At 56.2% G+C, this 24,423-nt stretch carries 21 protein-coding genes and 1 pseudogene; 9 read left to right on the top strand and 13 right to left on the bottom strand.

The features are described from left to right. Positions 1-6: 6 nt before the first annotated feature. Positions 7-738 (bottom strand): tol-pal system-associated acyl-CoA thioesterase, encoded by a 732-nt coding sequence (gene exbB, locus AC007G_RS05615; RefSeq protein ID WP_032690696.1) that lies wholly within the window; start codon positions 736-738, stop codon positions 7-9. Between the two features lie 251 nt (positions 739-989). On the opposite strand from exbB, the gene metC reads away from it, so the two are divergent. Next, positions 990-2,177, top strand: a complete 1,188-nt coding sequence (gene metC, locus AC007G_RS05610; RefSeq protein ID WP_032698770.1) for a cystathionine beta-lyase — start codon at positions 990-992, stop codon at positions 2,175-2,177. Positions 2,178-2,307: 130 nt separating this feature from the next. Next, positions 2,308-2,967: a DedA family general envelope maintenance protein YghB gene (yghB, locus tag AC007G_RS05605; protein WP_032690694.1), complete on the top strand. Its 660-nt coding sequence runs from the start codon at positions 2,308-2,310 to the stop codon at positions 2,965-2,967. 61 nt (positions 2,968-3,028) lie between these two features. On the opposite strand, the gene AC007G_RS05600 is transcribed toward yghB, so the two are convergent. Beyond that, positions 3,029-3,928: an AraC family transcriptional regulator gene (locus AC007G_RS05600; protein ID WP_032690693.1), complete on the bottom strand. Its 900-nt coding sequence runs from the start codon at positions 3,926-3,928 to the stop codon at positions 3,029-3,031. 196 nt (positions 3,929-4,124) lie between these two features. Here AC007G_RS05600 and yqhD point away from each other — a divergent pair, with 196 nt between their 5' ends. Both yqhD and dkgA read left to right on the top strand, forming a co-directional pair. Then, positions 4,125-5,288, top strand: a complete 1,164-nt coding sequence (yqhD, locus tag AC007G_RS05595; protein WP_032690692.1) for an alcohol dehydrogenase — start codon at positions 4,125-4,127, stop codon at positions 5,286-5,288. 144 nt (positions 5,289-5,432) lie between these two features. Beyond that, positions 5,433-6,260 carry a 2,5-didehydrogluconate reductase DkgA gene (dkgA, locus tag AC007G_RS05590; protein WP_032697561.1) on the top strand — a complete coding sequence of 276 codons (828 nt, stop codon included), beginning with the start codon at positions 5,433-5,435 and terminating at the stop codon, positions 6,258-6,260. Positions 6,261-6,374: 114 nt separating this feature from the next. Here dkgA and AC007G_RS05585 read toward each other — a convergent pair. From AC007G_RS05585 to AC007G_RS05560, 6 genes and pseudogenes are all read right to left on the bottom strand, one after another. Then, positions 6,375-8,626, bottom strand: a pseudogene (locus tag AC007G_RS05585) (YgiQ family radical SAM protein); the annotation flags it as partial. Positions 8,627-8,659: 33 nt separating this feature from the next. Beyond that, positions 8,660-10,072 (bottom strand): cell division protein FtsP, encoded by a 1,413-nt coding sequence (gene ftsP, locus AC007G_RS05580; RefSeq protein WP_032690690.1) that lies wholly within the window; start codon positions 10,070-10,072, stop codon positions 8,660-8,662. An 85-nt stretch (positions 10,073-10,157) separates the two neighbouring features. After that, positions 10,158-10,895, bottom strand: coding sequence for a 1-acylglycerol-3-phosphate O-acyltransferase (gene plsC / locus AC007G_RS05575; protein ID WP_004867743.1), 738 nt, complete (start codon positions 10,893-10,895; stop codon positions 10,158-10,160). 321 nt (positions 10,896-11,216) lie between these two features. Then, entirely contained in the window at positions 11,217-13,478 is a 2,262-nt protein-coding gene (gene parC / locus AC007G_RS05570; protein ID WP_142629911.1) for a DNA topoisomerase IV subunit A, read from the bottom strand. A gap of 121 nt (positions 13,479-13,599) precedes the next feature. Further along, positions 13,600-14,469, bottom strand: a complete 870-nt coding sequence (locus AC007G_RS05565; protein ID WP_142629913.1) for an AraC family transcriptional regulator — start codon at positions 14,467-14,469, stop codon at positions 13,600-13,602. A gap of 72 nt (positions 14,470-14,541) precedes the next feature. Then, on the bottom strand, positions 14,542-14,949 hold the full coding sequence (locus tag AC007G_RS05560) for a YgiW/YdeI family stress tolerance OB fold protein (RefSeq protein ID WP_032690687.1): 408 nt from the start codon (positions 14,947-14,949) through the stop codon (positions 14,542-14,544). A gap of 151 nt (positions 14,950-15,100) precedes the next feature. On the opposite strand from AC007G_RS05560, the gene qseB reads away from it, so the two are divergent. The 4 genes from qseB (at position 15,101) to AC007G_RS05540 (ending at position 18,133) form a co-directional block, all read left to right on the top strand. Continuing rightward, positions 15,101-15,760: a quorum sensing response regulator transcription factor QseB gene (qseB, locus tag AC007G_RS05555; protein ID WP_032690686.1), complete on the top strand. Its 660-nt coding sequence runs from the start codon at positions 15,101-15,103 to the stop codon at positions 15,758-15,760. After that, positions 15,757-17,097: a quorum sensing histidine kinase QseC gene (gene qseC / locus AC007G_RS05550; RefSeq protein WP_032698766.1), complete on the top strand. Its 1,341-nt coding sequence runs from the start codon at positions 15,757-15,759 to the stop codon at positions 17,095-17,097. The genes qseB and qseC overlap by 4 nt, the downstream gene beginning before the upstream one ends. Before the next feature lie 104 nt (positions 17,098-17,201). Continuing rightward, positions 17,202-17,783: an NAD(P)H-dependent oxidoreductase gene (locus tag AC007G_RS05545; protein WP_032690684.1), complete on the top strand. Its 582-nt coding sequence runs from the start codon at positions 17,202-17,204 to the stop codon at positions 17,781-17,783. A 35-nt stretch (positions 17,784-17,818) separates the two neighbouring features. After that, a complete protein-coding gene (locus AC007G_RS05540) occupies positions 17,819-18,133 on the top strand; it encodes a putative quinol monooxygenase (RefSeq protein ID WP_004867760.1) in 315 nt (104 codons plus the stop codon). Positions 18,134-18,203: 70 nt separating this feature from the next. On the opposite strand, the gene parE is transcribed toward AC007G_RS05540, so the two are convergent. From parE to nudF, 5 genes are read right to left on the bottom strand one after another with little or no spacing between them, the layout of a single operon-like run. Beyond that, positions 18,204-20,099: a DNA topoisomerase IV subunit B gene (gene parE, locus AC007G_RS05535; protein WP_032690683.1), complete on the bottom strand. Its 1,896-nt coding sequence runs from the start codon at positions 20,097-20,099 to the stop codon at positions 18,204-18,206. A 30-nt stretch (positions 20,100-20,129) separates the two neighbouring features. Then, on the bottom strand, positions 20,130-20,705 hold the full coding sequence (yqiA, locus tag AC007G_RS05530; protein WP_004867764.1) for an esterase YqiA: 576 nt from the start codon (positions 20,703-20,705) through the stop codon (positions 20,130-20,132). Next, positions 20,705-21,532 (bottom strand): 3',5'-cyclic-AMP phosphodiesterase, encoded by an 828-nt coding sequence (gene cpdA, locus AC007G_RS05525; protein WP_032697553.1) that lies wholly within the window; start codon positions 21,530-21,532, stop codon positions 20,705-20,707. The genes yqiA and cpdA overlap by 1 nt, the downstream gene beginning before the upstream one ends. Before the next feature lie 24 nt (positions 21,533-21,556). Continuing rightward, positions 21,557-21,979 (bottom strand): DUF1249 family protein, encoded by a 423-nt coding sequence (locus AC007G_RS05520; RefSeq protein ID WP_004867771.1) that lies wholly within the window; start codon positions 21,977-21,979, stop codon positions 21,557-21,559. Then, entirely contained in the window at positions 21,976-22,608 is a 633-nt protein-coding gene (nudF, locus tag AC007G_RS05515) for an ADP-ribose diphosphatase (RefSeq protein WP_032690681.1), read from the bottom strand. Before nudF ends, AC007G_RS05520 begins: the two co-directional genes overlap by 4 nt. 195 nt (positions 22,609-22,803) lie before the next feature. On the opposite strand from nudF, the gene tolC reads away from it, so the two are divergent. After that, positions 22,804-24,276 (top strand): outer membrane channel protein TolC, encoded by a 1,473-nt coding sequence (gene tolC / locus AC007G_RS05510; protein ID WP_032690679.1) that lies wholly within the window; start codon positions 22,804-22,806, stop codon positions 24,274-24,276. The last annotated feature ends 147 nt before the right edge of the window (positions 24,277-24,423 follow it).

The raw sequence follows: 24,423 nt of genomic DNA, 5'->3' as shown, positions 1-24,423 counted from the left end.
AAAGCATTAACCTACTCGTAATTTTTGCGCGGTACGGACCGGTTTTACGCCGCTGGCGCTCAGATCCAGGTCACGGCTTTGCAGCAGCAGCACCTGCGCGGCGACATCGCCGAGCGACGCTTTGTAGCTGCCGATCATACGGGCAAAAATGTTATAGATAACCACGGCAGGAATCGCCGCAAACAGGCCGATGGCGGTCGCCAGCAGCGCTTCAGCGATGCCCGGTGCAACTACCGCAAGGTTAGTCGTCTGCGTCTGCGCAATGCCGATAAAGCTGTTCATGATACCCCAGACGGTACCAAACAGGCCGACGAACGGGGAAATCGCCCCGATGGTCGCCAGATAGCCGTTGCCGCGGCCCATATAACGGCCGACGAACGCCACGCGACGCTCAAGGCGGAAACCGGTACGCTCTTTAATCCCTTCGTTATCTTCGACGCCTTCAGAGAGCACCAGCTCGTTCTGCGCTTCGTTGATAAGCTGGGTGCTTAAGCTTTTCGGGTGGAAACTGTTTGCGATATCGCTGGCCTGATCGAGGGAACGAGCATCGCTGAGCTGCTGCTGTTCGCGCTTGAGGCGGCGCTTACTGGAGAGGATTTCAGCACCTTTGCCGAAAAAGATAGCCCAAGTGACTATCGACGCCAAAATCAGGCCAATCATCACGACCTTAACGACAATATCGGCATGATGATACATACCCCAAACGGACAGGTCCGCCTGCATCAAATTATTACCCACGCTGAATCTCCAGGACGTCAATCACAAAATCTGAGCACAATAATATCAAAAAAGCATCGAATTGATAGTGGTTCTCATTAGTATTTACACTGTGCAGCAAATCACGTTTAGATTCCTTGCGCTTACGCAGTAAAAAAGTGGCCGACCGCGGATTTCGCAAAATTTTTGCCCGTATCGGCCATTCCCCGGTACAGCTTGAGTCATTCATGCTAGTTTAGACGTCCAGACGTATAAAACCAGGTAAAAAAAACATGGCTGATAAACATCTTGATACCGCGCTGGTCAATGCCGGGCGCAGTAAAAAATATACTCAGGGCTCGGTCAACAGCGTGATTCAGCGGGCTTCATCGCTGGTGTTCGAGACTGTCGAAGCCAAAAAACACGCCACCCGCAACCGGGCAAAAGGCGAGCTGTTTTACGGCCGTCGCGGGACATTGACCCACTTTTCGCTACAGGAAGCCATGTGCGAACTGGAAGGTGGCGCCGGATGCGCGCTGTTTCCCTGCGGCGCCGCAGCCGTTGCCAATACCATTCTGGCCTTCGTCGAACAGGGCGACCATGTCCTGATGACCAACACCGCGTATGAGCCCAGCCAGGACTTTTGCACTAAAATCCTCGCGAAGCTCGGCGTAACCACCAGCTGGTTCGATCCGCTGATTGGCGCCGATATCGCCCGCCAGATTCAGCCGAACACCCGAGTGGTGTTCCTGGAGTCACCCGGTTCTATCACCATGGAAGTGCACGACGTTCCGGCAATCGTTGCGGCCGTACGCCGCGTTGCCCCGCAGGCGATTATCATGATCGACAACACCTGGGCCGCCGGCGTGCTGTTTAAAGCGCTGGATTTTGGCGTCGATATCTCCATCCAGGCCGGGACGAAATACCTGATAGGCCACTCTGATGCGATGGTCGGCACCGCGGTATCCAACGCGCGCTGTTGGGATCAGCTGCGGGAAAATGCCTACCTGATGGGACAAATGGTCGATGCGGATACCGCCTATATGACCAGCCGCGGCCTGCGCACCCTGGGCGTCCGCCTGCGTCAGCATCACGAAAGCAGCCTGCGTATCGCCGAATGGCTGGCGCAACATCCGCAGGTCGCGCGCGTCAACCACCCTGCGCTACCGGGCAGCAAGGGCCATGAGTTCTGGAAGCGCGATTTTACCGGCAGCAGCGGCCTGTTCTCTTTTGTCCTCAATAAGCGCCTGACCGACGCCGGGCTTGCTGCATATCTCGACAACTTCAGCTTGTTCAGCATGGCCTACTCCTGGGGCGGCTTTGAATCGCTGATTCTGGCTAATCAGCCGGAACAAATCGCCTCAATTCGTCCGGAAGCTGAAGTCGATTTCAGCGGCACGCTGATTCGCGTCCATATCGGTTTAGAAAATGTTGACGATCTGCTGGCGGATTTAGCGGCAGGCTTCTCCCGTATCGTGTAAAGTGACAGCGAGTGGCAACAATAGCGGACGTTCTGCGTAAGGCGGCCGCTGTTGTTGCGCCCGAGATCAAGGTGTTCGGGGCTCTTCAGGAGTACACTAATCAAAAATACGGTACCACTTAGGAAAGTCCATGGTTGTCATTCAAGAGATTGTCGCCGCCCTGTGGCAACATGATTTTGCCGCGCTGGCAAACCCCCAGGTCGTGGGCGTTGTATATCTGGTCATGTTCATGACATTGTTTCTGGAAAACGGTCTGCTACCCGCTTCATTTTTACCCGGGGACAGCCTGCTGCTGCTCGCCGGCGCGCTCATAGCCAAAGGCGTCATGGACTTTGTGCCGACTCTTGCCATCCTTACCGCCGCTGCCAGCCTTGGCTGCTGGCTGAGCTATCTGCAAGGGCGCTGGCTTGGCAATACCGAAACCGTCAAAGGCTGGCTCGCCCATCTGCCGCAGAAGTACCATCAGCGCGCGACCTGTATGTTTGATAAACATGGTCTTCTGGCGCTGCTGGCCGGTCGTTTCCTCGCCTTCGTGCGCACCCTGCTGCCAACGATGGCCGGCATTTCCGGGCTCTCCAACCGCCGCTTTCAGTTCTTCAACTGGCTCAGCGCGCTGCTGTGGGTCGGCGTGGTTACCGGTCTGGGCTATGCGCTCAGCATGATCCCGTTCGTGAAGCGACATGAAGACCAGGTCATGACCTGCCTGATGATTCTGCCAATCGCGCTGCTGGTGGCCGGGCTGGTGGGTACCGTGGTCGTGGTTATCAAGAAAAAATTCTGTAACGCCTGACAGAACCTTCCCGGGAGCGGCGCTGCCCGCCTTCCCGGGAATGAAACCCGGCCCTTCTCCGTCACAGTCCCTGAATCATTCTGATCCGCGCCGCATCTTCTCCCGGCGTCATGCCAAAGTAGCGTTTAAACTCACGGCTGAACTGCGACGCGCTCTCGTAGCCGACGCGCATCGCCGCGGCACTGGCTTTCATCCCGTCATGAATCATCAGCATCCGCGCCTTATGTAAGCGATAGCTTTTGAGATACTGCAGTGGCGAGGTGCTGGTCACCGATTTGAAATTATGATGAAACGCCGAGACGCTCATATTGGCTTCCGCCGCCAGCTGATCGACGCTGAGGTTTTCGGTGTACTGGCTTTCAATGCGCTTCAGAACACGGCTAATCAGGCTAAAGTGGGTTTGTCGGCTGACCAGCGCCAGCAGCGCCCCGCCGCATGGCCCGGTGAGCACGTGATAGAGGATCTCGCGGATAATCTGTTTGCCGAGGATACGCGCATCCAGCGGACGTTCCATCACATCCAGCAGCCTTTCCGCCGCGCACAGGATCTCCTCCGATAAGGCTGCCGAGTTGATGCCGCTGGAGGCCATCGCCGGCTGAAACAGCTCATCCTCGCCTATGTCCATCAGCAGCTCCTGCAGCTGGAGAATATCCACATTCAGGCGCAATCCCGCCAGCGGCACCTCTGGCGTCGCGAAGGTCTCGCACTCAAACGGCAGCGGTACCGTCAACAGCAGATATTCATTGGTGTCATAGCGAAAAGTCCGCTCATTGATGTAGCCAATTTTATGACCCGAAAAGAGAAAAACAATGCCTGGCTGGTACATCACCGGCGTACGGGTACCCGGCTGCGTACCGTACAACAGACGAATATCTGGCAGCAGCAAGCTAAGATTTTCTTCGTTATCTTTCAGTGCATTAACCTTTTCCGTCAACAGCTGGCATATCTCGGCGCGGTTCATTTTCGGTGCTTCTCCAGACGTTTTTTCACCTCTGCATTGTGCGCATATTTCTGCCTTTTCTCCAGCTCAGTGGAGAAATGGGCAAGACAACGGCAGGAATGTGCATTGAGAGGAACCGGCGACAGGACCACAATGACCGTCATCTGGCCGAGGCATCCTCTCAGTCGGCAGTTTTCTTTTTTTGAGGGCACGAATAATGAACAATTTCGATCTACATACCCCAACCCGCATCCTGTTTGGTAAAGGCGCCATCGATAACCTGCGCGATCAAATTCCGGCGGATGCCCGGATTCTGGTGACCTACGGCGGCGGCAGCGTGAAGAAAACCGGCGTGCTCGATCAGGTCCTCAACGCCCTGAACGGCTTCGACGTTCTGGAGTTTGGCGGGATTGAACCAAACCCCTCTTACGAAACGCTGATGAACGCGGTGAAAATCGCCCGTGAACAAAACGTCACCTTCCTGCTCGCCGTCGGCGGTGGTTCGGTACTGGATGGCACGAAATTCATCGCCGCTGCGGCGCACTATGACGAAAACGTCGATCCGTGGGAAATTCTCGAAACCTACGGCAGCCACGTGAAAAGTGCGATCCCGATGGGCTCCGTGCTGACGCTGCCGGCAACCGGTTCCGAATCCAATAAAGGTGCCGTGGTTTCACGTAAAACCACCGGCGACAAACGCGCCTTCATGTCTGCTCATGTCCAGCCGGTGTTTGCGATCCTCGATCCGGTTTACACCTATACCCTGCCGCCGCGTCAGGTGGCCAACGGCGTGGTTGACGCATTTGTCCATACCGTTGAGCAGTACGTTACCTATCCGGTTGATGGCAAAATTCAGGATCGCTTTGCCGAAGGCATTCTGCTGACCCTGATTGAAGAGGGTCCGAAAGCGCTGAAGGAGCCGGAAAATTACGACGTTCGCGCCAATATTATGTGGGCCGCGACCCAGGCGTTAAACGGCCTGATCGGCGCTGGCGTTCCCCAGGACTGGGCAACGCACATGCTGGGTCACGAGTTGACCGCGATGCATGGCCTCGATCATGCCCAGACGCTGGCCATCGTGCTGCCAGTATTGTGGAATGAAAAACGCGATACTAAACGCGCGAAACTGCTGCAATATGCCGCTCGCGTCTGGAATATTACCGAGGGTTCTGAAGACGAACGTATCGATGCCGCTATCGCCGCGACGCGTAACTTCTTCGAACAGCTTGGCGTACCGACCCGTCTTTCCGACTACGGTCTGGACGGTAGCTCTATCCCGGCGTTACTGGCTAAACTGGAAGAACACGGCATGACGGCGCTGGGTGAAAATCAGGATATCACCCTTGAGGTCAGCCGTCGGATTTACGAGGCCGCACGCTAAGTTTCCCTTTATCCCTCTCTTCTTCTTGCCGCGAACTTGCGGGAAGGAGAAGAGTTTTACTACCGTTTTTAGCTATTTCGTCCAGACTTAATGCTACCCCTTAGCGGAATGTACACCGCTGAGTTTCATTAACAGGAGGAAGGCATGACACATCCAACCGTTATAAAACTGCACGACGGCAACCTGATGCCACAACTGGGTCTCGGCGTGTGGAAAGCAGGCAACGAGGAAGTCGTCTCCGCCATTCATAAGGCGCTGGAAGTCGGTTATCGCTCTGTTGACACCGCCGCCGCATACCAAAATGAGACCGGTGTCGGCAATGCGTTGCGCAGCGCAGGCATCCCCCGCGATGAGCTGTTTATCACCACTAAACTGTGGAACGACGACCAAAAACGCCCTCGTGAAGCGCTGCAAGAGAGCCTGCGCAAGCTGCAGCTCGATTATGTCGATCTCTATCTTATGCACTGGCCGGTTCCGGCAATTGACCACTACGTTGACGCCTGGAAAGGCATGGTTGAGCTGCAAAAAGAGGGGCTGGTCAAAAGCATCGGCGTCTGTAACTTCCAGGTGCATCATCTCCAGCGGCTGCTGGATGAAACCGGCGTCGTGCCGGTGATAAACCAGGTAGAGCTTCATCCTTTACTCCAGCAACGTCAGCTTCATGCCTGGAACGCCACGCATAAAATTCAGACGGAATCCTGGAGTCCACTGGCGCAAGGGGGAGAAGGCGTTTTCGATCGAAAAATCGTTCACCAACTCGCGGATAAATACGGTAAAACGCCCGCGCAGATTGTTATCCGCTGGCACCTGGACAACGGGCTGGTGGTGATTCCGAAATCGGTAACGCCGGCACGTATTGCGGAGAACTTCAACGTCTGGGATTTCCGTCTCGATAAAGACGAACTGGGTGAGATGGCAAAACTGGACCAGAACAAACGTCTGGGGCCGGATCCGGATCAGTTCGGCGGATAGAACGTAAACAGGCCGGATGGCGCTAACGCCGATCCGGCCTGTGGTTCACCGTTTTTACCGGCCCGCTAAGCGCCACCGGGCCATACAACAGACTTAACGGCTGGCAACCTTGCCACGTTTTACGGGCTTCTTCGCCGTCTCCCCGGCGTTCGAACGCTGATGCACAATGGGCGTATGTTTGGTTAACGCCGGGCGGGTGTTGCGGTTCTGACGACGCGCTTCGCGCATCTCATCCAGCGTTGGTGCAGGAACCAGACAGTCACGGCGCGATCCAATCAGATGCTTCTTGCCCATGCTCTCCAGCGCCTGACGAATCAGCGGCCAGTTCGCCGGATCGTGGTAACGCAGCAGCGCTTTATGCAGACGGCGCTGTTTGTCGCCTTTCGGCACCACAACCTCTTCACTCTTATAGCCAATCTTACCCAGCGGATTCTTGCCGGTGTAATACATGGTGGTCGAGTTGGCCAGCGGCGACGGATAGAAGTTCTGCACCTGGTCGAGACGGAAACGGTTTTTTTTCAGCCACAGGGCCAGGTTCACCATATCTTCGTCGCGAGTGCCCGGGTGCGCAGAGATAAAGTACGGAATCAGGTACTGCTCTTTACCCGCCTGCTTCGAATAGGTATCGAACAGCTCTTTAAAGCGGTCATAGCTTCCCATACCCGGCTTCATCATTTTTGACAGCGGGCCTTCTTCCGTATGTTCCGGGGCAATCTTCAGATAGCCGCCAACGTGGTGAGTCGCCAGCTCTTTGATATAGCGCGGATCCTCGACGGCGATGTCATAGCGCACGCCAGAGGCGATAAGGATTTTTTTAATCCCTTTCAGATCGCGGGCGCGACGATACAGATTGATCGTTGGCTCATGGTTGGTATCCATGTGCGGGCAGATATCCGGATAGACGCAGGATAAACGGCGACAGGTTTGTTCCGCACGCGGCGACTTGCAGCGCAGCATATACATGTTGGCTGTCGGACCGCCAAGATCGGAGATAACACCAGTAAAGCCGGGAACTGTGTCGCGAATCGCTTCGATCTCGTTGATGATCGAATCTTCGGAACGGCTCTGAATGATGCGACCTTCATGCTCGGTGATGGAACAGAAAGAACAGCCGCCGAAACAGCCGCGCATAATGTTTATCGAGAAACGAATCATTTCGTAAGCCGGAATACGGCTGTCGCCATATGCCGGGTGCGGGACGCGCTTATACGGCAGCGCAAAAACGCTGTCCATCTCTTCCGTCGACAGCGGGATCGCCGGTGGGTTAACCCAGATATAACGCTCGCCGTGCTTTTGCATCAACGCGCGCGCGCAGCCCGGGTTGGTCTCATGATGCAGAATACGTGACGCGTGGGCGTACAGCACCTTGTCCCCTTTCACCTTCTCAAAGGAAGGCAGCAGGACATAGGTTTTTTCCCACGGCTTCGGACGCGGCGGTTGAACGGTGACGCGTTTGGCTTCTTGTTTTGGCGGCGCGACGGTTTTGTTATCCGCGCACGGCAGGTCTTCGCCATACGGGTGCGGGATCGGGTCAATTTTACCCGGAGTATCCAGACGGGTAGAGTCCACGCCGCTCCAGCCCGGCAGCGCTTCTTTGACCATAATGGCGGTATTACGCACGTCGCGAATTTGGCCAATCGGCTCACCGGCAGCCAGACGATGCGCTACTTCAACCAGCGGACGCTCGCCGTTGCCGAACATCAGCATATCGGCCTTCGAGTCCACCAGCACCGAACGGCGCACGGTATCAGACCAGTAATCATAATGCGCGGTACGACGCAGGCTGGCCTCGATCCCCCCGAGGATAACCGGGACATCCTTCCACGCTTCTTTACAGCGCTGGGTATAGACCAGCGTGGCGCGGTCAGGACGTTTACCGGCAACATTGCCCGCGGTATAAGCATCATCGTGGCGCAGCTTACGGTCAGCGGTGTAGCGGTTGATCATCGAGTCCATATTGCCGGCGGTGACCCCGAAGAACAGATTCGGTTTGCCGAGGCGCATAAAGTCATTTTTATTGTTCCAGTCAGGCTGGGAAATAATCCCGACGCGGAATCCCTGCGCTTCCAGCATGCGTCCGCAGATCGCCATTCCGAAGCTTGGATGGTCGACATACGCATCGCCGGTGACCAGGATAATGTCGCAGCTATCCCAGCCAAGTTGATCCATCTCTTCGCGTGACATTGGTAAAAATGGCGCCGGGCCAAAGCAGGCGGCCCAGTACTGCGGCCAGGAAAAAAGGTCACGATCCGGTTGGATCAGGGATATTGCGCTCATATTGCTTCCGGAAAAAATGATAAAAAAATAATCAAAGGGCGGCGATTATAAGCCGGATCGATGATGGAAATGAAGGGAGATTTTCTTATACCCTGACCGTGATTCAGTCAGGGTATGAGGCATTACGGCGCCGGATTGACCAGCATCTGGCCAATTGAACCCCGGTCGGCAAGCTCCAGCGTCTGGCTCAGGAACTGGAACGGGAAATGCGGCCAGGAAGGCTGCGCGTAGTACACCAGGAGTTCCACCTGCCCGTCGACCCAGACGGTATCTTTCCAGCCGCGATCCTCCGGGAACGGTGCGGACCCGTTCACGTTACGCACCTGGAACATCACCCCTTCGATATGGAACGACTGCGGCCGATCGGCGCGCACCGTCCAGCGCTCCCAGGTGCCCTGCTGGGCGGTGATATCAATGCGCTGCGGATCCCACAGATTACCGTTAATGCCCGGATCGTCGCCCAGAGAGATATCCCGTGAGCGAAGCGGCGTGCCGGACAAGAACTCCGTCGGCAGCAAACGCACCGGCAGACTATCGGTGACCAGCGGCAGCAGTCCCGTTGGACGCAACGTTAATAGCAGCGTAGAAATCAGGATACTCGACGGTTCGAAGAAGCCACGGATACGATCAACGATGCTCGCCGCTTCGCCGCAGGTAATCGACACCTCATCGCCGTTGGTCATATCCACCAGAATTTCTCGCCGCTCGCCGGGGGCCAGCGACAGCTGTTTCAGCGACACCGGCGCGGGTAAAAAGCCCTGGTCGCCGGAGATGACATGTATCAGCCGGCCATCGCTCATCTGCAGCTGATAGCGGCGGGAGTTAGAGGCGTTCAGCAGACGCAGGCGCACCCAGCCGCGCGACACTTCGACATACGGACTCTGTACGCCGTTTACCAGCAGCGTATCGCCGACAAAACCGCCGCTGCCGGGCTCGCTGTATTCCGGCGAACCGAAATTATCCAGCCGCTTGTCCTGAATAATCACCGGGAAGTCATCCACGCCATAGTGATTAGGAACCGGGAGGTTTTTGCTGATTTCATCTTCCACCAGCCACATACCCGCCAGACCGTTATAGACCTGTCTGGCCATATGGTTCGGGGTATTCGCCTGATACCACAGCGTGGCGGCACTCTGGCGAATCGGCAGCACCGGCGCCCAGTCAGCGTTCGGCGACATCATTCGCGCCGCGCCGCCAATCAGCGGACCGGGAACCTGCAGGCCCCGAATGGTCATGGCGACGTTTTCCGTCAGGCGGTTGCTGTAAATGAGCTTAACATCATCGCCATTCCACACGCGGATCGTCGGCCCGAGATAGCGGCCGTTCACACCCCATACCGAGGCGCGCGTTCCCGGGGTAAATGACCAGTGCGCCCGCTGCAGAGTTAAAAACAGCGGCTGACCGCGGCGGGATTCCAGCAGCGGTGGAACCGGCAAGGCTGGCTGCTGGCCGGCGGCATGTGCGTTCAGCGGCACGGCTCCCGCGCACAGCGCTACGCCTGAAGCCTTAATAAACTGACGCCGACTGAGTGACATATTAACTCCATGGAATACTAACTCATCAAAAAGGGAATTCGTTTCCCGCTAGCCCTGTGCTCGCGCTATCGCGGCAGTTCCTGGTTTATTTCTTTGCCGCCGCTTCGCGCTCAGCAACTTCGCGATCCAGCTCTTCAATCTTCGCCGCCATCAGCTCGCGGCAGTGCGTTGCCAGCGCACGTACGCCCTCTTTACCAAACTGGCTGGTATCGACCGGCGGCAGCATTTCGACAATCACCAAACCATTGTTCAGGCGATTGAGGTTAATTTTATTCGATGTATTGGAAACGCACACCGGAATAATCGGTACGCCAGCGGCAATAGCCGCGTGGAAAGCGCCGGTTTTAAAGGGGAGCAAACCGCGGCCGCGGCTGCGCGTACCTTCCGGGAACATCCAGAAAGAGATTTTGCGTTTTTTAAACGTATTGACGACCTGCGAGATAGTGCCATGCGCTTTCGCCCGGTTATTTCGGTCAATCAGCAGGTTCCCCGTCAACCAGTAGAGCAGACCAAAAAACGGGATCCACACCAGGCTCTTTTTACCCACGGTCACGGTCGGCGGCTGTACGATATTTGATGCCGTCACCATATCATAGTTGTTCTGATGGTTAGCGATGTAGATCGCATTGCCATAGCTCTCTGCATCAGCAGGCTTACGCGTTTCTACCTTCAGGCCGAATAGCGGAGAGAGTCGGCCAAACAGATGCCCGAAGGTGGCCACGTGTTTAGGATTACGCGGGCTGAACAAGCAGTAAATACAGCCAAATATGCACACAAAGAGACAATAAATAACAACAACAATTAGTCGAAAAATAAATAGCATAGCTACCTCTAAAACCCAAACCGCTTAGAATGATACCCGTTAAACTTCAGCTCGTATGCGCGCGAACGGCAATATCGCCCGGTACATCGTGACCGCACGTGCACGACACGCCTGACACGCTCGCCGTGGCATTTAAGCGCCGCTCACGTGTATAGGGTACTGACTCGCTGTTTAGCAGATTGCAGGCGTCGGGGGTCATTTGCTGGCCGCCCCGACGTATCTTGAATGATTTTGCGCCTATTGTTAATCGCAACACCTGAATAAACAACGATTTTGCGGCAAATTTTAGCCTCCCCTACCGGATAGCAGGGGAGGCTCATCTTACTCTTCGCTATCGCCCGCCGACGATGCCCGACGCGGTGAATCGATTTCCACACGATCGATTTTCTGCAGTCCGCGCATCAGCGAGCCGCGACGACCGCGCTCACCGGTGACTTTTTGCAGCTCTTCGGGACGCAGTTTAATCTTGCGCTTCCCGACGTGGATAGTCAGCGTGCTCTGCGGCGGCAGCACGAACAAGTGCGCCAGGCCATCCTGACCGGAAGCCGCTTCCGCCGACGGAATATTGATAATCTTATTCCCCTTACCTTTCGACAGCTGCGGTAAGTCGCTGACCGGGAACATCAGCATGCGTCCGGCAGCGGTGATCGCCAGCAGCATGTCTGAATCATCTTCAATCACCAGCGGCGCCATGACGCGCGCGTTATCTGGCAACGTAATCAGCGCCTTGCCTGCGCGGTTGCGCGCTACCAGATCGTTAAAGGTACAGACGAAACCGTAGCCGGCGTCGGAGGCCATCAGCAGCTTGCGATCGTCGCTTTCCATCAGCATATGTTCAACGCTGGCGCCCGGCGGTAGCGTCAGTTTGCCGGTAATCGGCTCGCCCTGACCGCGTGCCGACGGCAGCGTAATAGGATCGATGGCGTAGCTACGCCCGGTGGTATCAATAAACACCACCGGCTGGTTGCTCTTGCCTTTCGACGACGCCTTCCAGCTATCGCCCGCTTTATAGCTCAGGCCCTGCGCGTCAATATCGTGGCCTTTGGCGCTTCGCACCCAGCCCATTTGCGACAGTACGATGGTCACCGGTTCAGACGGCAGCATGTCGTGCTCGCTCATCGCTTTTGCTTCTTCGCGCTCGCGCAGCGGTGAACGACGATCGTCGCCGAAGGTTTCGGCATCGGCCTGCAGCTCTTTCTTCAGCAGGTTGTTCATCTTCCGTTCAGAGGCCAGAATCGCCTGCAGCTGATCGCGCTCTTTTTCCAGATCGCTCTGCTCGCCGCGGATCTTCATCTCTTCCAGTCGGGCGAGGTGACGCAGTTTCAGCTCAAGGATCGCTTCCGCCTGGGTTTCGCTGATGCCAAAACGCGACATCAGGACCGGCTTCGGTTCATCCTCGTGGCGGATAATTTCAATCACTTCATCGATGTTGAGGAACGCGACCAGCAAACCTTCGAGGATGTGCAGACGCTTGAGCACTTTCTCCAGGCGGTAGTTCAGACGACGACGCACGGTGTCACGGCGGAAGGTCAGCCACTCCGCGAGGATCTCCAGCAGGTTTTTCACCGCCGGACGGTTGTCGAGGCCGATCATGTTCAGGTTGATGCGATAGCTTTTTTCAAGATCGGTGGTCGCGAACAGATGATTCATCACCTGTTCCATATCCACGCGATTCGAACGCGGGACGATCACCAGGCGAGTCGGGTTTTCGTGGTCCGACTCATCGCGCAGATCGTCAACCATCGGCAGCTTTTTGTTGCGCATCTGAGCGGCAATTTGCTCCAGCACGCGGGCGCCGGAAACCTGATGCGGCAACGCCGTAATCACGACCGCGCCGTCCTCTTTTTTCCATACCGCGCGCATCCGCACCGAACCGCGGCCGTTCTGGTAGATTTTGCGGATCTCCGCGCGTGGAGTAATGATTTCGGCTTCGGTCGGGTAGTCGGGTCCGTGAACGATATCCAGCAGTTCGTCGAGCGAGGTCTGCGGTTTTTCGATCAGGGTAATCGCCGCCTGCGCCACTTCACGCAGGTTGTGCGGAGGAATATCGGTTGCCATACCGACGGCGATGCCGGTAGTGCCGTTCAGCAGAATATTCGGCAGACGCGCAGGCAGCATTTTCGGCTCCTGCATCGTCCCGTCGAAGTTCGGCACCCAGTCGACGGTTCCCTGCCCCAGTTCGCCCAGCAGCAGTTCCGCATACTTCGACAAACGGGATTCGGTATAACGCATCGCGGCGAAGGATTTAGGATCGTCCGGCGCCCCCCAGTTCCCCTGCCCATCCACCAGCGGGTAGCGGTAGGAGAATGGCTGCGCCATCAGCACCATAGCTTCATAGCATGCGCTATCGCCGTGCGGGTGATATTTACCCAGCACATCACCCACGGTGCGGGCGGACTTTTTGAACTTCGCGCTGGCGTTCAGCCCCAGCTCAGACATCGCATAAACGATGCGACGCTGGACCGGCTTCAGACCATCGCCAATAAACGGCAACGCCCTGTCCATGATGACGTACATGGAATAGTTCAGGTAAGCATTTTCCGTAAATTCATGCAGCGCAAGGCGCTCTGCCATATCGCTCATTAATCGTGAATCCTCAATCTGCGTACCGACCGTGCGGGCGGCAAAACTACCGGCGATAATACCCGATCTCACGCCCTGAGTCACAGGCCGTGAGATCGGCTGAGGATTCCGCTGGCGCTAATCAGCGTAACGGCAGATAAATATCGGTCTGTAGCTCGTGTTCGCCGACTTCATGGACAAAGTTGAGGTAACGAAAAAACAGCGGAAAATCGCGTGGCGTTTCACCCGACGTCGGTAGCCAGTCGCGGTAGAGAGACCAGATGCTTTGCGCGAGCGTATCCAGAGAGCCGTGGTGGCACGCCACTGCGCATCGCCCGCCCGGAATAGTGCCATTCACCACGCCAAAGGTGTTTTCCGCTATCGGTTCACTGACCGACCCGCAGATATCAAAACGGAAATCGTCAGCGGGGGTGGTCGCGGGATCGTCCCACGACACGCCCCAGGTCGCGCTGGTGGCGATCGGCGATAACCCGCTCGCCTTGCGCCAGGCAATAAACTGCGCCGCCGTAGCATTGACCAAATCAGGACTGCCGCGGTGGCGCAACATCGCCACCTGCGTCTCAGGGAACTGGACTATTTTAACCACCATCGGATGTTGCTCCTGTAACGTATGTTTCGGAACGCGTCGGTGCCACTCCTGCCAGTCCGGCTGTTGACGGAACTGGCTGGGGCTTTGAGCGAACGCGGCACGGAAAGCACGACTGAACGATTCCGGATTCTGAAAGCCGGCATCAAGGGCAATATCGATGATTTTATCCTGCGGCCTGAACGCCAGTCGCCAGCAAGCGCGGCGCAGACGTAGCCACTGGATATAGCGATATAGCGGTATGCCGCTACAGGCAGTGAATTGCCGGTGAAAGTGATACGGCGAGCTGTGCGCGATCGCGCTCAGCGTCTCCAGCGACAGGGGTTCATCGAGATGACGCTCAATGTATAAACACACTCGCTGGAAACGCCCGGCGTACGCCGGGCTGGTTCTGGTCTCGTTCATCGTCTCCTCCTGCGGACATACTCTGGCAGAGCGAGGATAGCGATTCCTGACCGATCTTGCGCGATGTCGAGATTACGGCGCGACTTTAGTGATTTGCTTCACATCGATTTCAACCGAGTTCCAGTCTTTGTCGACCTCCCCCTGGATCTCAACGGTGTCCTGCGGTGTGACGGTCAGGCCGTTCCAGCGCTTATGGTCAATATCCACATTCACCGTCCCGGAAGCATCCTGGAATTTATACAGATCGTCGGAAATCCGCTGCACGATTTTACCGCGCAGGGTCACCCAGGTGTCATCACGCAAGGATTTGGCGTTTTCCACCGTCGTTACGCTCCCGCTCGGGCCAATAAAACCGCCTTTTTGCGTAGACGTCTGGCTGGTTTGCGTCGCGCCTGGTCCGTTAAAACCACCTTGTTCAGCAGCCAGCACCGGCATAGAAATTAAAGCGACGATCGCGGTCATTGCAGCCATTTTCTTCATAAGATGTTCTCCCTTATCTGGTTATATGACCATGATTACATCAGGCAAAACTTAACGACTTCTTAAGCAGAAAAAAGAAATTTTATTACTGTACAGCGCCTGCCGCAACGCGGTTTACTGCGCGTACACATGACAGCCACAGGAGCGGCCAATGCGCATTTTACTGGTGGAAGACGACAAGCTCATCGGCGATGGCATTAAAGTCGGGCTGACGAAAATGGGCTTCAGCATCGACTGGTTTACCCGTGGCGAAGAGGGCAAAGCCGCGCTCTATACGGCGCCCTATGACGCGGCGATCCTCGACCTGACGCTGCCCGGTATCGACGGGCTGGATATCCTGCGCGAATGGCGCCATCAGGGCCGCCACGAGCCGGTACTGATCCTCACGGCCCGCGATGCGCTCAGCCAGCGGGTTGAAGGGCTGCGCCTCGGCGCCGATGACTATCTGTGTAAACCTTTCGCGCTGATTGAAGTTGCCGCTCGTCTGGAGGCCCTGATTCGTCGCGCCCACGGCCAGAGCAGCAGCGAGCTGCGCCATGGCCACGTTGCGCTCGATCCCATTGGCCTGACCGTGACGGTGAACGGCGACAACCTGGCGCTGAAACCAAAAGAGTTCGCCTTGCTGGAGCTGCTGATGCGCAATGCCGGACGCGTTCTGCCGCGCAAGCTCATTGAAGAGAAACTCTATACCTGGGACGACGATGTCTCCAGCAACGCGGTCGAGGTGCACGTTCATCACCTGCGCCGCAAGCTCGGCAGTGAATTTATTCGTACCGTTCACGGTATCGGCTATACCCTCGGTGATGCATGAAACGACTTAGCCTGCGCGTCCGCCTGACGCTCCTTTTTTTCCTGCTGACCAGTGCTGCCTGGGGTATCGCCTGTTTGATTGCCTGGCAACAAACCACGGAAAAGCTGGATAAGCTCTTTGATACCCAACAGCTGCTGTTTGCCCGCCGACTGAGCGCCATGAATTTCGACGAGCTGCATACGCTCACGGCGCCGGTGCGGACAAAAAAGAAGATCAAACACGGCCACCTCGATGACGACGCGCTGGCGTTCGCGATTTTCACGGCCGACGGCAAGCGTCTGCTTCACGACGGCGAAAATGGTCAGGACATCCCGTGGCAAAATCGTCGGGAAGGCTTCAGCGATGGCTATCTGAATAACGATGATGATGAATGGCGCTTCCTGCAGTTAACCACCGGCGATGGCCGCTACCGTATTGTCGTGGGTCAGGAGTGGGACTACCGGCGGGAAATGGCGCTGGATATCGTCACCTCCCAGCTGACCCCCTGGCTGGTGGCGCTGCCGCTGATGTTCCTGCTGCTGATTGTGCTGCTGAGCCGGGAGCTGGCGCCGTTAAAACAGCTGACCAGAACGCTGCGTCTGCGCGCGCCGGACTCGGCTGAATCGCTTAACGTCGACAAGGTGCCCAGTGAAGTCCGGCCGCTGGTCGATGCCCTGAATCAGCTGTTTGCCCGTACCCATGACACCATGATACGCGAGCGCCGGTTTACCTCCGATGCCGCACACGAGCTGCGCAGCCCGCTTGCGGCCCTGAAGGTGCAGACCGAAGTCGCGCAGCTGTCAATGGACGACCCGCAGGGGCGGGAGAAAGCGCTGGCGCAGCTGCATGAAGGGATTGACCGCGCAACCCGGCTGGTAGACCAGCTTTTAACGTTGTCGCGTCTCGATTCTCTGGCGCAGCTTGATGATGTGCATACGATTGCCATCGATGAGCTACTGCAATCGTCGGTCATGGAGATGTACCACTCTGCGCAGCAGGCAGGCATTGAGCTTCGCCTGCATCTGAACGCAACTCAGGTCATGCAGCCAGGCCAGCCGCTGCTGCTGAGTCTGCTGGTGCGTAATCTACTGGATAACGCCGTACGCTACAGCCCTCCCGGCAGCCAGGTCGATATCACTCTTGATGCACGTGAGTTTTCCGTACGCGATAATGGCCCGGGCGTCAGCCCCGAAGCGCTGGCGCGGATCGGCGAACGATTCTATCGCCCTCCCGGTCAGGATGAGCCCGGTAGCGGGCTGGGATTATCTATCGTCCGCCGCATTGCCGCGCTGCACCGGATGACGGTAGACTTCAGCAACGCGCCCGGAGGCGGTTTCGCGGCGCGCGTGCGCTGGTAGCAATTATTGCAATTAACGCAAAAGACTTTGCACATTTTGCTCATTTTACCGCCCCGCCTCGCGGGGTAAAATCAGTGACAAACTCGAAACCTGAAGGGTAAAAAATGAGCAACATCCTGATTATCAACGGCGCGAAGAAATTCGCCCATTCAAACGGCCAGTTGAATGACACCCTGACCGAGGTCGCGGATGGTTATCTGCGCGACGCCGGGCATGATGTTAAAATCGTTCGTGCGGAAAGCGATTACGACGTCCAGCAGGAAGTACAGAATTTCCTCTGGGCCGACGTGGTTATCTGGCAAATGCCGGGCTGGTGGATGGGCGCGCCGTGGACCGTGAAGAAATATATTGATGACGTCTTCACCGAAGGGCATGGCTCGCTGTATGCCAGCGACGGGCGCACCCGCTCCGACGCCAGCAAGAAATATGGTTCCGGCGGCTTGATTCAGGGCAAGCAGTACATGCTCTCCCTGACCTGGAACGCACCGATGGATGCCTTTACCGATAAAGATCAGTTCTTCCACGGCGTGGGCGTTGACGGCGTTTATCTGCCGTTCCATAAAGCCAACCAGTTCCTCGGCATGACCCCTCTGCCGACCTTTATCGCCAACGACGTCATTAAAATGCCGGATGTTCCGCGTGACATAGCAGAATATCGCAAGCATCTGGCGCAGATTTTTGGTTAACTAAAGGTCTACATACAGAAGGAGTTGAGTTAATCATGTTAACAGTGATCGCAGAAATTCGTACACGTCCGGGCCAACATCATCGCCAGGCGGTACTTGATCAGTTTGCAAAACTTGTTCCGGTGGTTTTACAGGAAGAGGGCTGCCACGGCTATGCGCCGCTGGTTGACCACGCTGCCGGCGTGAGTTTCCAGAGCACTTCCCCGGATTCGATCGTCATGGTTGAACAGTGGGAAAGCGTTGCCCACCTTGAAGCGCATCTGCAAACTCCGCACATGAAAGCCTACGCTGAAGCGGTGAAAGGCGACGTGCTGGAGACCAGTATCCGTATTCTGCAGTCCGGCATTTAAGCCTGCGCGCGAAGAAAAAATAAGAAGTGAGTCAGAACTGGCGGAGCGCCAGTTCTGCTTAAACAGTAGGTCAGGCTTCCAGATCCGCCATATCCCCTTTCTCCTGCAGCCAGTTACGACGGTCTTCCGAACGTTTCTTGGCTAACAGCATATCCATCATCGCCGTGGTCTGCTGCTCATCCTCATCACTGATAATCAGCTGAACCAGACGGCGGGTATTCGGGTCAAGCGTGGTTTCACGCAGCTGCATCGGGTTCATCTCACCCAGCCCTTTAAAGCGCTGTACGTTCGGTTTGCCCTTCTTACGTTTGAGCTGCTCCAGCACGCCAGCTTTCTCTTCTTCCGTCAGCGCGTAGTAAACCTCTTTGCCGAGATCGATACGGTACAAAGGCGGCAGCGCAACGTGGACGTGCCCGTGTTTCACCAGCGTGCGGAAATGCTTCACAAACAGCGCGCACAGCAGCGTGGCAATGTGCAGGCCGTCGGAGTCCGCATCCGCGAGAATACAAATCTTGCCGTAGCGCAGCTGACTTAAGTCGTCGCTATCCGGATCGATGCCGATAGCCACCGAAATGTCGTGGACCTCTTGCGACGCCAGCACTTCATCAGATGAGACTTCCCAGGTATTCAGGATTTTACCCTTCAGCGGCATAATCGCCTGATATTCCCGGTCGCGCGCCTGCTTGGCAGAGCCGCCCGCCGAGTCCCCTTCGACCAGGAACAGCTCGGTACGGTTCAGATCCTGGGCGGTACAGTCTGCCAGCTTGCCCGGCAGCGCGGGGCCGCTGGTCAGCTTTTTACGCACCACTTTTTTCGCCGCGCGCATCCGGCGCTGAGCGCTGGAAATGGCCATCTCGGCGAGCAGCTCCGCCGCCTGCACGTTCTGATTCAGCCACAGGCTGAAGGCATCTTTCACCACGCCGGAGACAAATGCCGCGCACTGACGCGAAGAGAGACGTTCTTTAGTCTGACCGGCAAACTGCGGATCCTGCATTTTCACCGACAGCACGTAGGCACAGCGATCCCAGATATCTTCCGCAGACAGCTTCACGCCGCGCGGCAGGATATTGCGATATTCACAGAACTCGCGCATCGCTTCGAGCAGACCCTGGCGCAGGCCGTTAACGTGGGTACCGCCCTGCATGGTCGGGATCAGGTTAACGTAGCTTTCGGTCAGCAGTTCCCCGCCTTCCGGTAGCCACAGCAGCGCCCAGTCGACCGCTTCGGTTTCGCCGGAGAAGTTACCGACGAACGGTTTTTCCGGCAGCAGCGGCAGGCCGTTCACCGCTTCACACAGATAATCGGTCAGGCCGTCCTGGTAACACCAGCGCTGTTCGCTGTTGTTTACCTGGTCACGGAAGACAATCTCGACCCCAGGGCAGAGTACGGCTTTGGCTTTGAGTACGTGCGTCAGGCGCGAGACGGAAAAGCGCGGACTATCAAAGAAGCTCTCATCCGGCCAGAAATGCACGCTGGTTCCGGTATTGCGTTTACCGCAGGTACCGGTGACGTGGAGATCTTCAACTTTATCGCCGTTCTCGAAGGCGATGCTGTGGATCTGGCCATCGCGGCGCACGTTCACTTCCACGCGCTTTGACAAGGCGTTGACCACCGAAATACCCACCCCGTGCAGGCCACCCGAGAACTGGTAGTTCTTGCTGGAGAATTTGCCGCCCGCATGCAGCCGGCACAGGATCAGCTCAACCGCCGGAACCCCTTCTTCCGGGTGGATATCAACCGGCATCCCGCGCCCATCGTCAATCACTTCCAGCGATTGATCGGCATGAAGAATGACCTCCACGCGTTTGGCATGGCCAGCCAGTGCTTCATCCACACTGTTATCAATAACTTCCTGACCGAGATGGTTAGGACGTGTTGTGTCAGTGTACATCCCCGGACGGCGGCGAACCGGCTCTAGCCCGGTGAGTACCTCAATGGCATCAGCGTTATATGAAGATTGCGTCATGGTGTGTATTCGTAGGTCATCCTGGGCCGCTTAACGCAGACCCAGAAAATCGATAATCTGAGTGAAATGATCTTCAAAGCCGACAAATGCGTGATTGCCGCCCTCCTCTACCGTCTGCCGGCATGAGGCGTAGTAAGCAACGGCCTGGCGGTAATCAAGCACTTCATCGCCCGTTTGCTGCAGCAGCCAGATTAAATCAGGCGCTTCCAGCGGGTCGATTTGCATGACTTTGAGATCGTAAATATGGCGTGACTCTAGCACATATTGCTGCCCCGTGTACGGATTCTCATTGGGGCCAAGGAAATTGTTCAGCAGTTCAAACGGGCGTACCGCCGGGTTAACCACCACCGTCGGCAGCATAAAACACTGCGATAGCCAGGTGGCATAGTAGCCACCCAGCGAGGAGCCTACCACCCCCAGCGGTTCCCCGCCGCGTTCCAGCACAATGGCTTCCAGCATCTCCGCCGCTTCTGCCGGATAGGCGGGTAGCTCAGGCACCACCATCGTAATCTCGGGAAAGGTCTGCGTCAGCCAGTCCTTCAACGCCGTCGCTTTTGCCGATCGCGGTGAGCTGTTAAAACCATGCAGATAAAGGAGCGTAGCCATCAGTATCCTTCTGAAGCGATATCCGGGTGAAACTTCACGCCGTTAAGGCGACAAACTTCCGTGGTCAAGGTACCGTCGGCGTGCAGTTCCAGCCAGCGCCAGCCGGGAGAAATGGTATCCAGGGTAAAATTGGCGCAATGCGGCTTAAACTGTACACAGGTCGAGGGAGTTGCCATCATCCGCCGCCCGTTCCAGTTGAGGTCCAGTTCCTGGTGAATATGGCCACAGAGTAAATGCCTTACGCGCGGAAAAGCGGCCAGCGCACGATCCAGGGCCCCGGCATTACGCAGGCTGTGTTGATCCAACCAGCTACAACCCGAAGGGAGCGGATGATGATGCAACAGCAGCAGCGTATAACGCTCAGGCTCTTCCGCCAGCCTCTGCTCCAGCCACTCAAGCTGAAAGTCGCTCAGCTCGCCGTGGGGAACGCCAAACACCTGGCTGTCCAACAGCAATATTTGCCAATGATCGCCCAGCAAAACCCTTTTGGCCGGGGAAATACCTGATTCCTGCAGCGTGCTGTACATCGCCGGCTGGAAGTCATGATTGCCCGGCAACCAGACGCAGGGCGCGGCAAAACTCGCGATACCTTCAGCAAAGTGCTGGTAGGCCGCGGCTGAATGGTCCTGCGCCAGATCGCCTGTTGCTACTATAAGATCGCATGGACGCTGTGAGGCATGGATGGCATCCAGCACAGCCTGGTAGCTTTCCCAGGTATTGATACCTAACAGCGTTTCATGTTTTTCAGCAAACAGGTGAGTATCAGTAATTTGTAATATCCTGACTCTGGTCTCACCAGCCAGAGGCAGATTCAACAGGCTTTCCAAATGGTGTCCTTAGGTTTCACGACGCTAACAAACCGGAATCGCCATCGCTCCATGTGCTAAACAGTATCTCAGCCAGTCCGCCAGGAACTGATTAATTTGATGCTTTTCGTCGCGTTGATGCAACTTTTTATTAGGATAATCATACTTTGCTTTGAAGCGAAAGATCTGCTGAGTCGAACACACTTCAGCGACCATCGCATCATGATACAGACGTACCGTCATTGACGGTAAACTCCAGTAACTTACCGCCGGAACCGTCTGCTCAATTGACACTAATGTAGTGTAGCGGGTCGACTCGACGATAGTTAATCGATATTGCGCATTGCCCACCTGATAGCCCGCGACATCGCCGGCTGCATCGGTTCGAGGCAACAAGCGGCGCAACTGAGCAAAATTGGTTTCACACAGGCGCATCATTTCCGGGAAGTCAGGTGTATAACGCTTCATTTTGTCCACTCATTACGTAAATTGTGATAATGCAATTGCAGCCATTGCAGGGCGATGACAGAGGCCGCGTTGTCGATTTTCCCCTCTTCAACCCACTGATAAGCCTGCTCCCGGCTTACCACATGCACCCGGATGTCTTCATTTTCATCCGCCAGACCGTGAATCCCCTTTGCCGTCGTTGCATCGACTTCACCGACCAGAATCGACAGCCTTTCGCTGGTGCCGCCCGGGCTTGCCAGGTAGCTCAGGACCGGTTTTGTCCGCCCGACGATCAGCCCGGCTTCTTCTACCGCTTCGCGGCGGGCAACGTCCTCGGGGGTCTCGCCGTCTTCAATCATACCGGCGACCATTTCAAGCAGCCACGGGCTCTCGCTAGTATCATACGCGGCGATGCGGATTTGCTCGACCAGCACCACTTCATCACGTATCGGGTCAAAGGGTAGCAAGACTGCGGCATGCCCGCGCTCAAAAATTTCGCGCGTCACCTCGCCGCTCATCCCACCGTTAAACAGGCGATGGCGAAAACGGTATAAATCCAGCGAAAAAAAACCACGATAAAGCGTTTCGCGTGCAATAATTTCTACATCGTTTTTAGAGAAGGTAATTCCTTGCTGATTGGGCTTGCTCATTGTCTCTGTCCTGCGCATCCGAAAGTAAGGATTTATAAGCCGTTTGGCTATCGTTTTACAGTCTGTATGTTAGATTGGTGCAAATTACCGCCGGATGGCACGTAACGCCAACTTTTTACCGCGGCAGACTCGATACAATCAGCAAATATATTTAGAATTTGGGCAGCGCTTTATGCTTCACAACAAGGAATGCAAATGAAGAAACTTTTCCCCATCCTCATCGGTCTGGGCCTGACTGGCTTCAGCGCCATGAGCCAGGCAGAAAACCTGATGCAGGTTTATCAGCAGGCGCGCGTCAGCAACCCTGACCTGCGTAAATCAGCAGCCGATCGTGATGCTGCATTCGAGAAGATCAATGAAGCACGTAGCCCGTTACTGCCTCAGCTTGGTCTGGGCGCAGATTATACTTACACCAATGGCTATCGCGACAGCAACGGCGTGAACTCGAACGTCACCAGCGGCTCGCTGCAGTTAACGCAGACCCTGTTTGATATGTCGAAGTGGCGCGCCCTGACGCTGCAGGAAAAAGCGGCCGGTATTCAGGATGTCACCTATCAGACCGATCAGCAAACGCTGATTCTGAACACCGCGACAGCCTACTTTAATGTCCTCAGCGCGATTGATACGCTTTCCTATACCGAAGCGCAAAAGCAGGCAATCTACCGCCAGTTGGATCAGACCACACAGCGCTTTAACGTTGGCCTTGTGGCAATCACCGACGTGCAGAACGCCCGTTCACAGTACGATTCAGTGCTGGCAAACGAAGTAACCGCGCGCAACAACCTCGACAACGCGGTAGAAGCGCTGCGCCAGGTCACCGGCAACTACTATCCGGAGCTGGCATCGCTGAACGTAGACGGCTTTAAAACCAACAAACCGCAGACGGTAAATGCGCTGCTGAAGGAAGCGGAAAACCGTAACCTGTCGCTGCTGCAGGCGCGTCTGAACCAGGATCTCGCCCGCGAACAGATTCGTCAGGCGCAGGACGGCCATCTGCCGACCCTGGATTTAACCGCCTCGACCGGGGTCTCAAACACCTCCTACAGCGGTTCCAAAACCCACAACAGCACCCAATATAACGACAACGATGCCGGACAGAACAAAATCGGTCTGAGCTTCTCGCTGCCGCTGTATCAGGGCGGGATGGTTAACTCGCAGGTGAAACAGGCGCAGTACAACTTCGTTGGCGCCAGCGAACAGCTGGAAAGCTCGCATCGCAGCGTGGTTCAGACCGTTCGTTCTTCCTTTAATAACATCAATGCCTCTATCAGCAGCATCAATGCCTACAAACAGGCGGTGGTCTCTGCGCAGAGCTCCCTTGATGCCATGGAAGCCGGCTATTCCGTGGGGACGCGTACCATCGTCGACGTCCTGGATGCCACCACCACCCTGTACAACGCGAAGCAGCAGCTCTCCAGCGCACGTTATAACTACCTGATTAACCAGCTGAACATTAAATCTGCGCTCGGTACTCTGAACGAGCAGGATCTGGTTGCGCTGAACAACACGCTGGGCAAACCGGTCTCAACATCACCAGATAGCGTCGCACCGGAAACCCCGCAGCAGGATGCTAACGCTGATGGCTACAGCAGCAATGCAGCCCCGGCGGCAACACCGGCTTCGACCCGCACCACGAAAACCAGCGGCGCGAATCCTTTCCGCCAGTAATCGTCGTTGCGTCATGGCGCTTCGCTTAACGAATTCAGCTAAGCGAAGCGCTAAACGTAAGGCAACGTAAAGATCCCCTCCTTTCCCTCCCTCTTCGCTTCATTTTCCACCACTCATCCTCTATCCTGAGCGTTAACAAACCGCAAT

The sequence above is a fragment of the Klebsiella sp. CSG-1 genome (genome assembly GCF_056521145.1).
Note: the sequence above shows the minus strand (reverse complement) of the source record. Positions and strands in the feature narration are given on the sequence as shown.

Bases quoted from the DNA above. Each gene is read 5' to 3' on its own strand.
- yghB (WP_032690694.1), top strand. From the start codon at position 2,308: ATGGTTGTCATTCAAGAGATTGTCGCCGCCCTGTGGCAACATGATTTT.
- dkgA (WP_032697561.1), top strand. From the start codon at position 5,433: ATGACACATCCAACCGTTATAAAACTGCACGACGGCAACCTGATGCCA.
- ftsP (WP_032690690.1), bottom strand. From the start codon at position 10,072: ATGTCACTCAGTCGGCGTCAGTTTATTAAGGCTTCAGGCGTAGCGCTG.
- metC (WP_032698770.1), top strand. From the start codon at position 990: ATGGCTGATAAACATCTTGATACCGCGCTGGTCAATGCCGGGCGCAGT.
- tolC (WP_032690679.1), top strand. From the start codon at position 22,804: ATGAAGAAACTTTTCCCCATCCTCATCGGTCTGGGCCTGACTGGCTTC.
- yqhD (WP_032690692.1), top strand. From the start codon at position 4,125: ATGAACAATTTCGATCTACATACCCCAACCCGCATCCTGTTTGGTAAA.
- parC (WP_142629911.1), bottom strand. From the start codon at position 13,478: ATGAGCGATATGGCAGAGCGCCTTGCGCTGCATGAATTTACGGAAAAT.
- plsC (WP_004867743.1), bottom strand. From the start codon at position 10,895: ATGCTATTTATTTTTCGACTAATTGTTGTTGTTATTTATTGTCTCTTT.
- yqiA (WP_004867764.1), bottom strand. From the start codon at position 20,705: ATGGCTACGCTCCTTTATCTGCATGGTTTTAACAGCTCACCGCGATCG.
- AC007G_RS05545 (WP_032690684.1), top strand. From the start codon at position 17,202: ATGAGCAACATCCTGATTATCAACGGCGCGAAGAAATTCGCCCATTCA.
- qseB (WP_032690686.1), top strand. From the start codon at position 15,101: ATGCGCATTTTACTGGTGGAAGACGACAAGCTCATCGGCGATGGCATT.
- parE (WP_032690683.1), bottom strand. From the start codon at position 20,099: ATGACGCAATCTTCATATAACGCTGATGCCATTGAGGTACTCACCGGG.
- AC007G_RS05600 (WP_032690693.1), bottom strand. From the start codon at position 3,928: ATGAACCGCGCCGAGATATGCCAGCTGTTGACGGAAAAGGTTAATGCA.
- AC007G_RS05560 (WP_032690687.1), bottom strand. From the start codon at position 14,949: ATGAAGAAAATGGCTGCAATGACCGCGATCGTCGCTTTAATTTCTATG.
- nudF (WP_032690681.1), bottom strand. From the start codon at position 22,608: ATGAGCAAGCCCAATCAGCAAGGAATTACCTTCTCTAAAAACGATGTA.
- AC007G_RS05565 (WP_142629913.1), bottom strand. From the start codon at position 14,469: ATGAACGAGACCAGAACCAGCCCGGCGTACGCCGGGCGTTTCCAGCGA.
- AC007G_RS05520 (WP_004867771.1), bottom strand. From the start codon at position 21,979: ATGAAGCGTTATACACCTGACTTCCCGGAAATGATGCGCCTGTGTGAA.
- qseC (WP_032698766.1), top strand. From the start codon at position 15,757: ATGAAACGACTTAGCCTGCGCGTCCGCCTGACGCTCCTTTTTTTCCTG.
- AC007G_RS05540 (WP_004867760.1), top strand. From the start codon at position 17,819: ATGTTAACAGTGATCGCAGAAATTCGTACACGTCCGGGCCAACATCAT.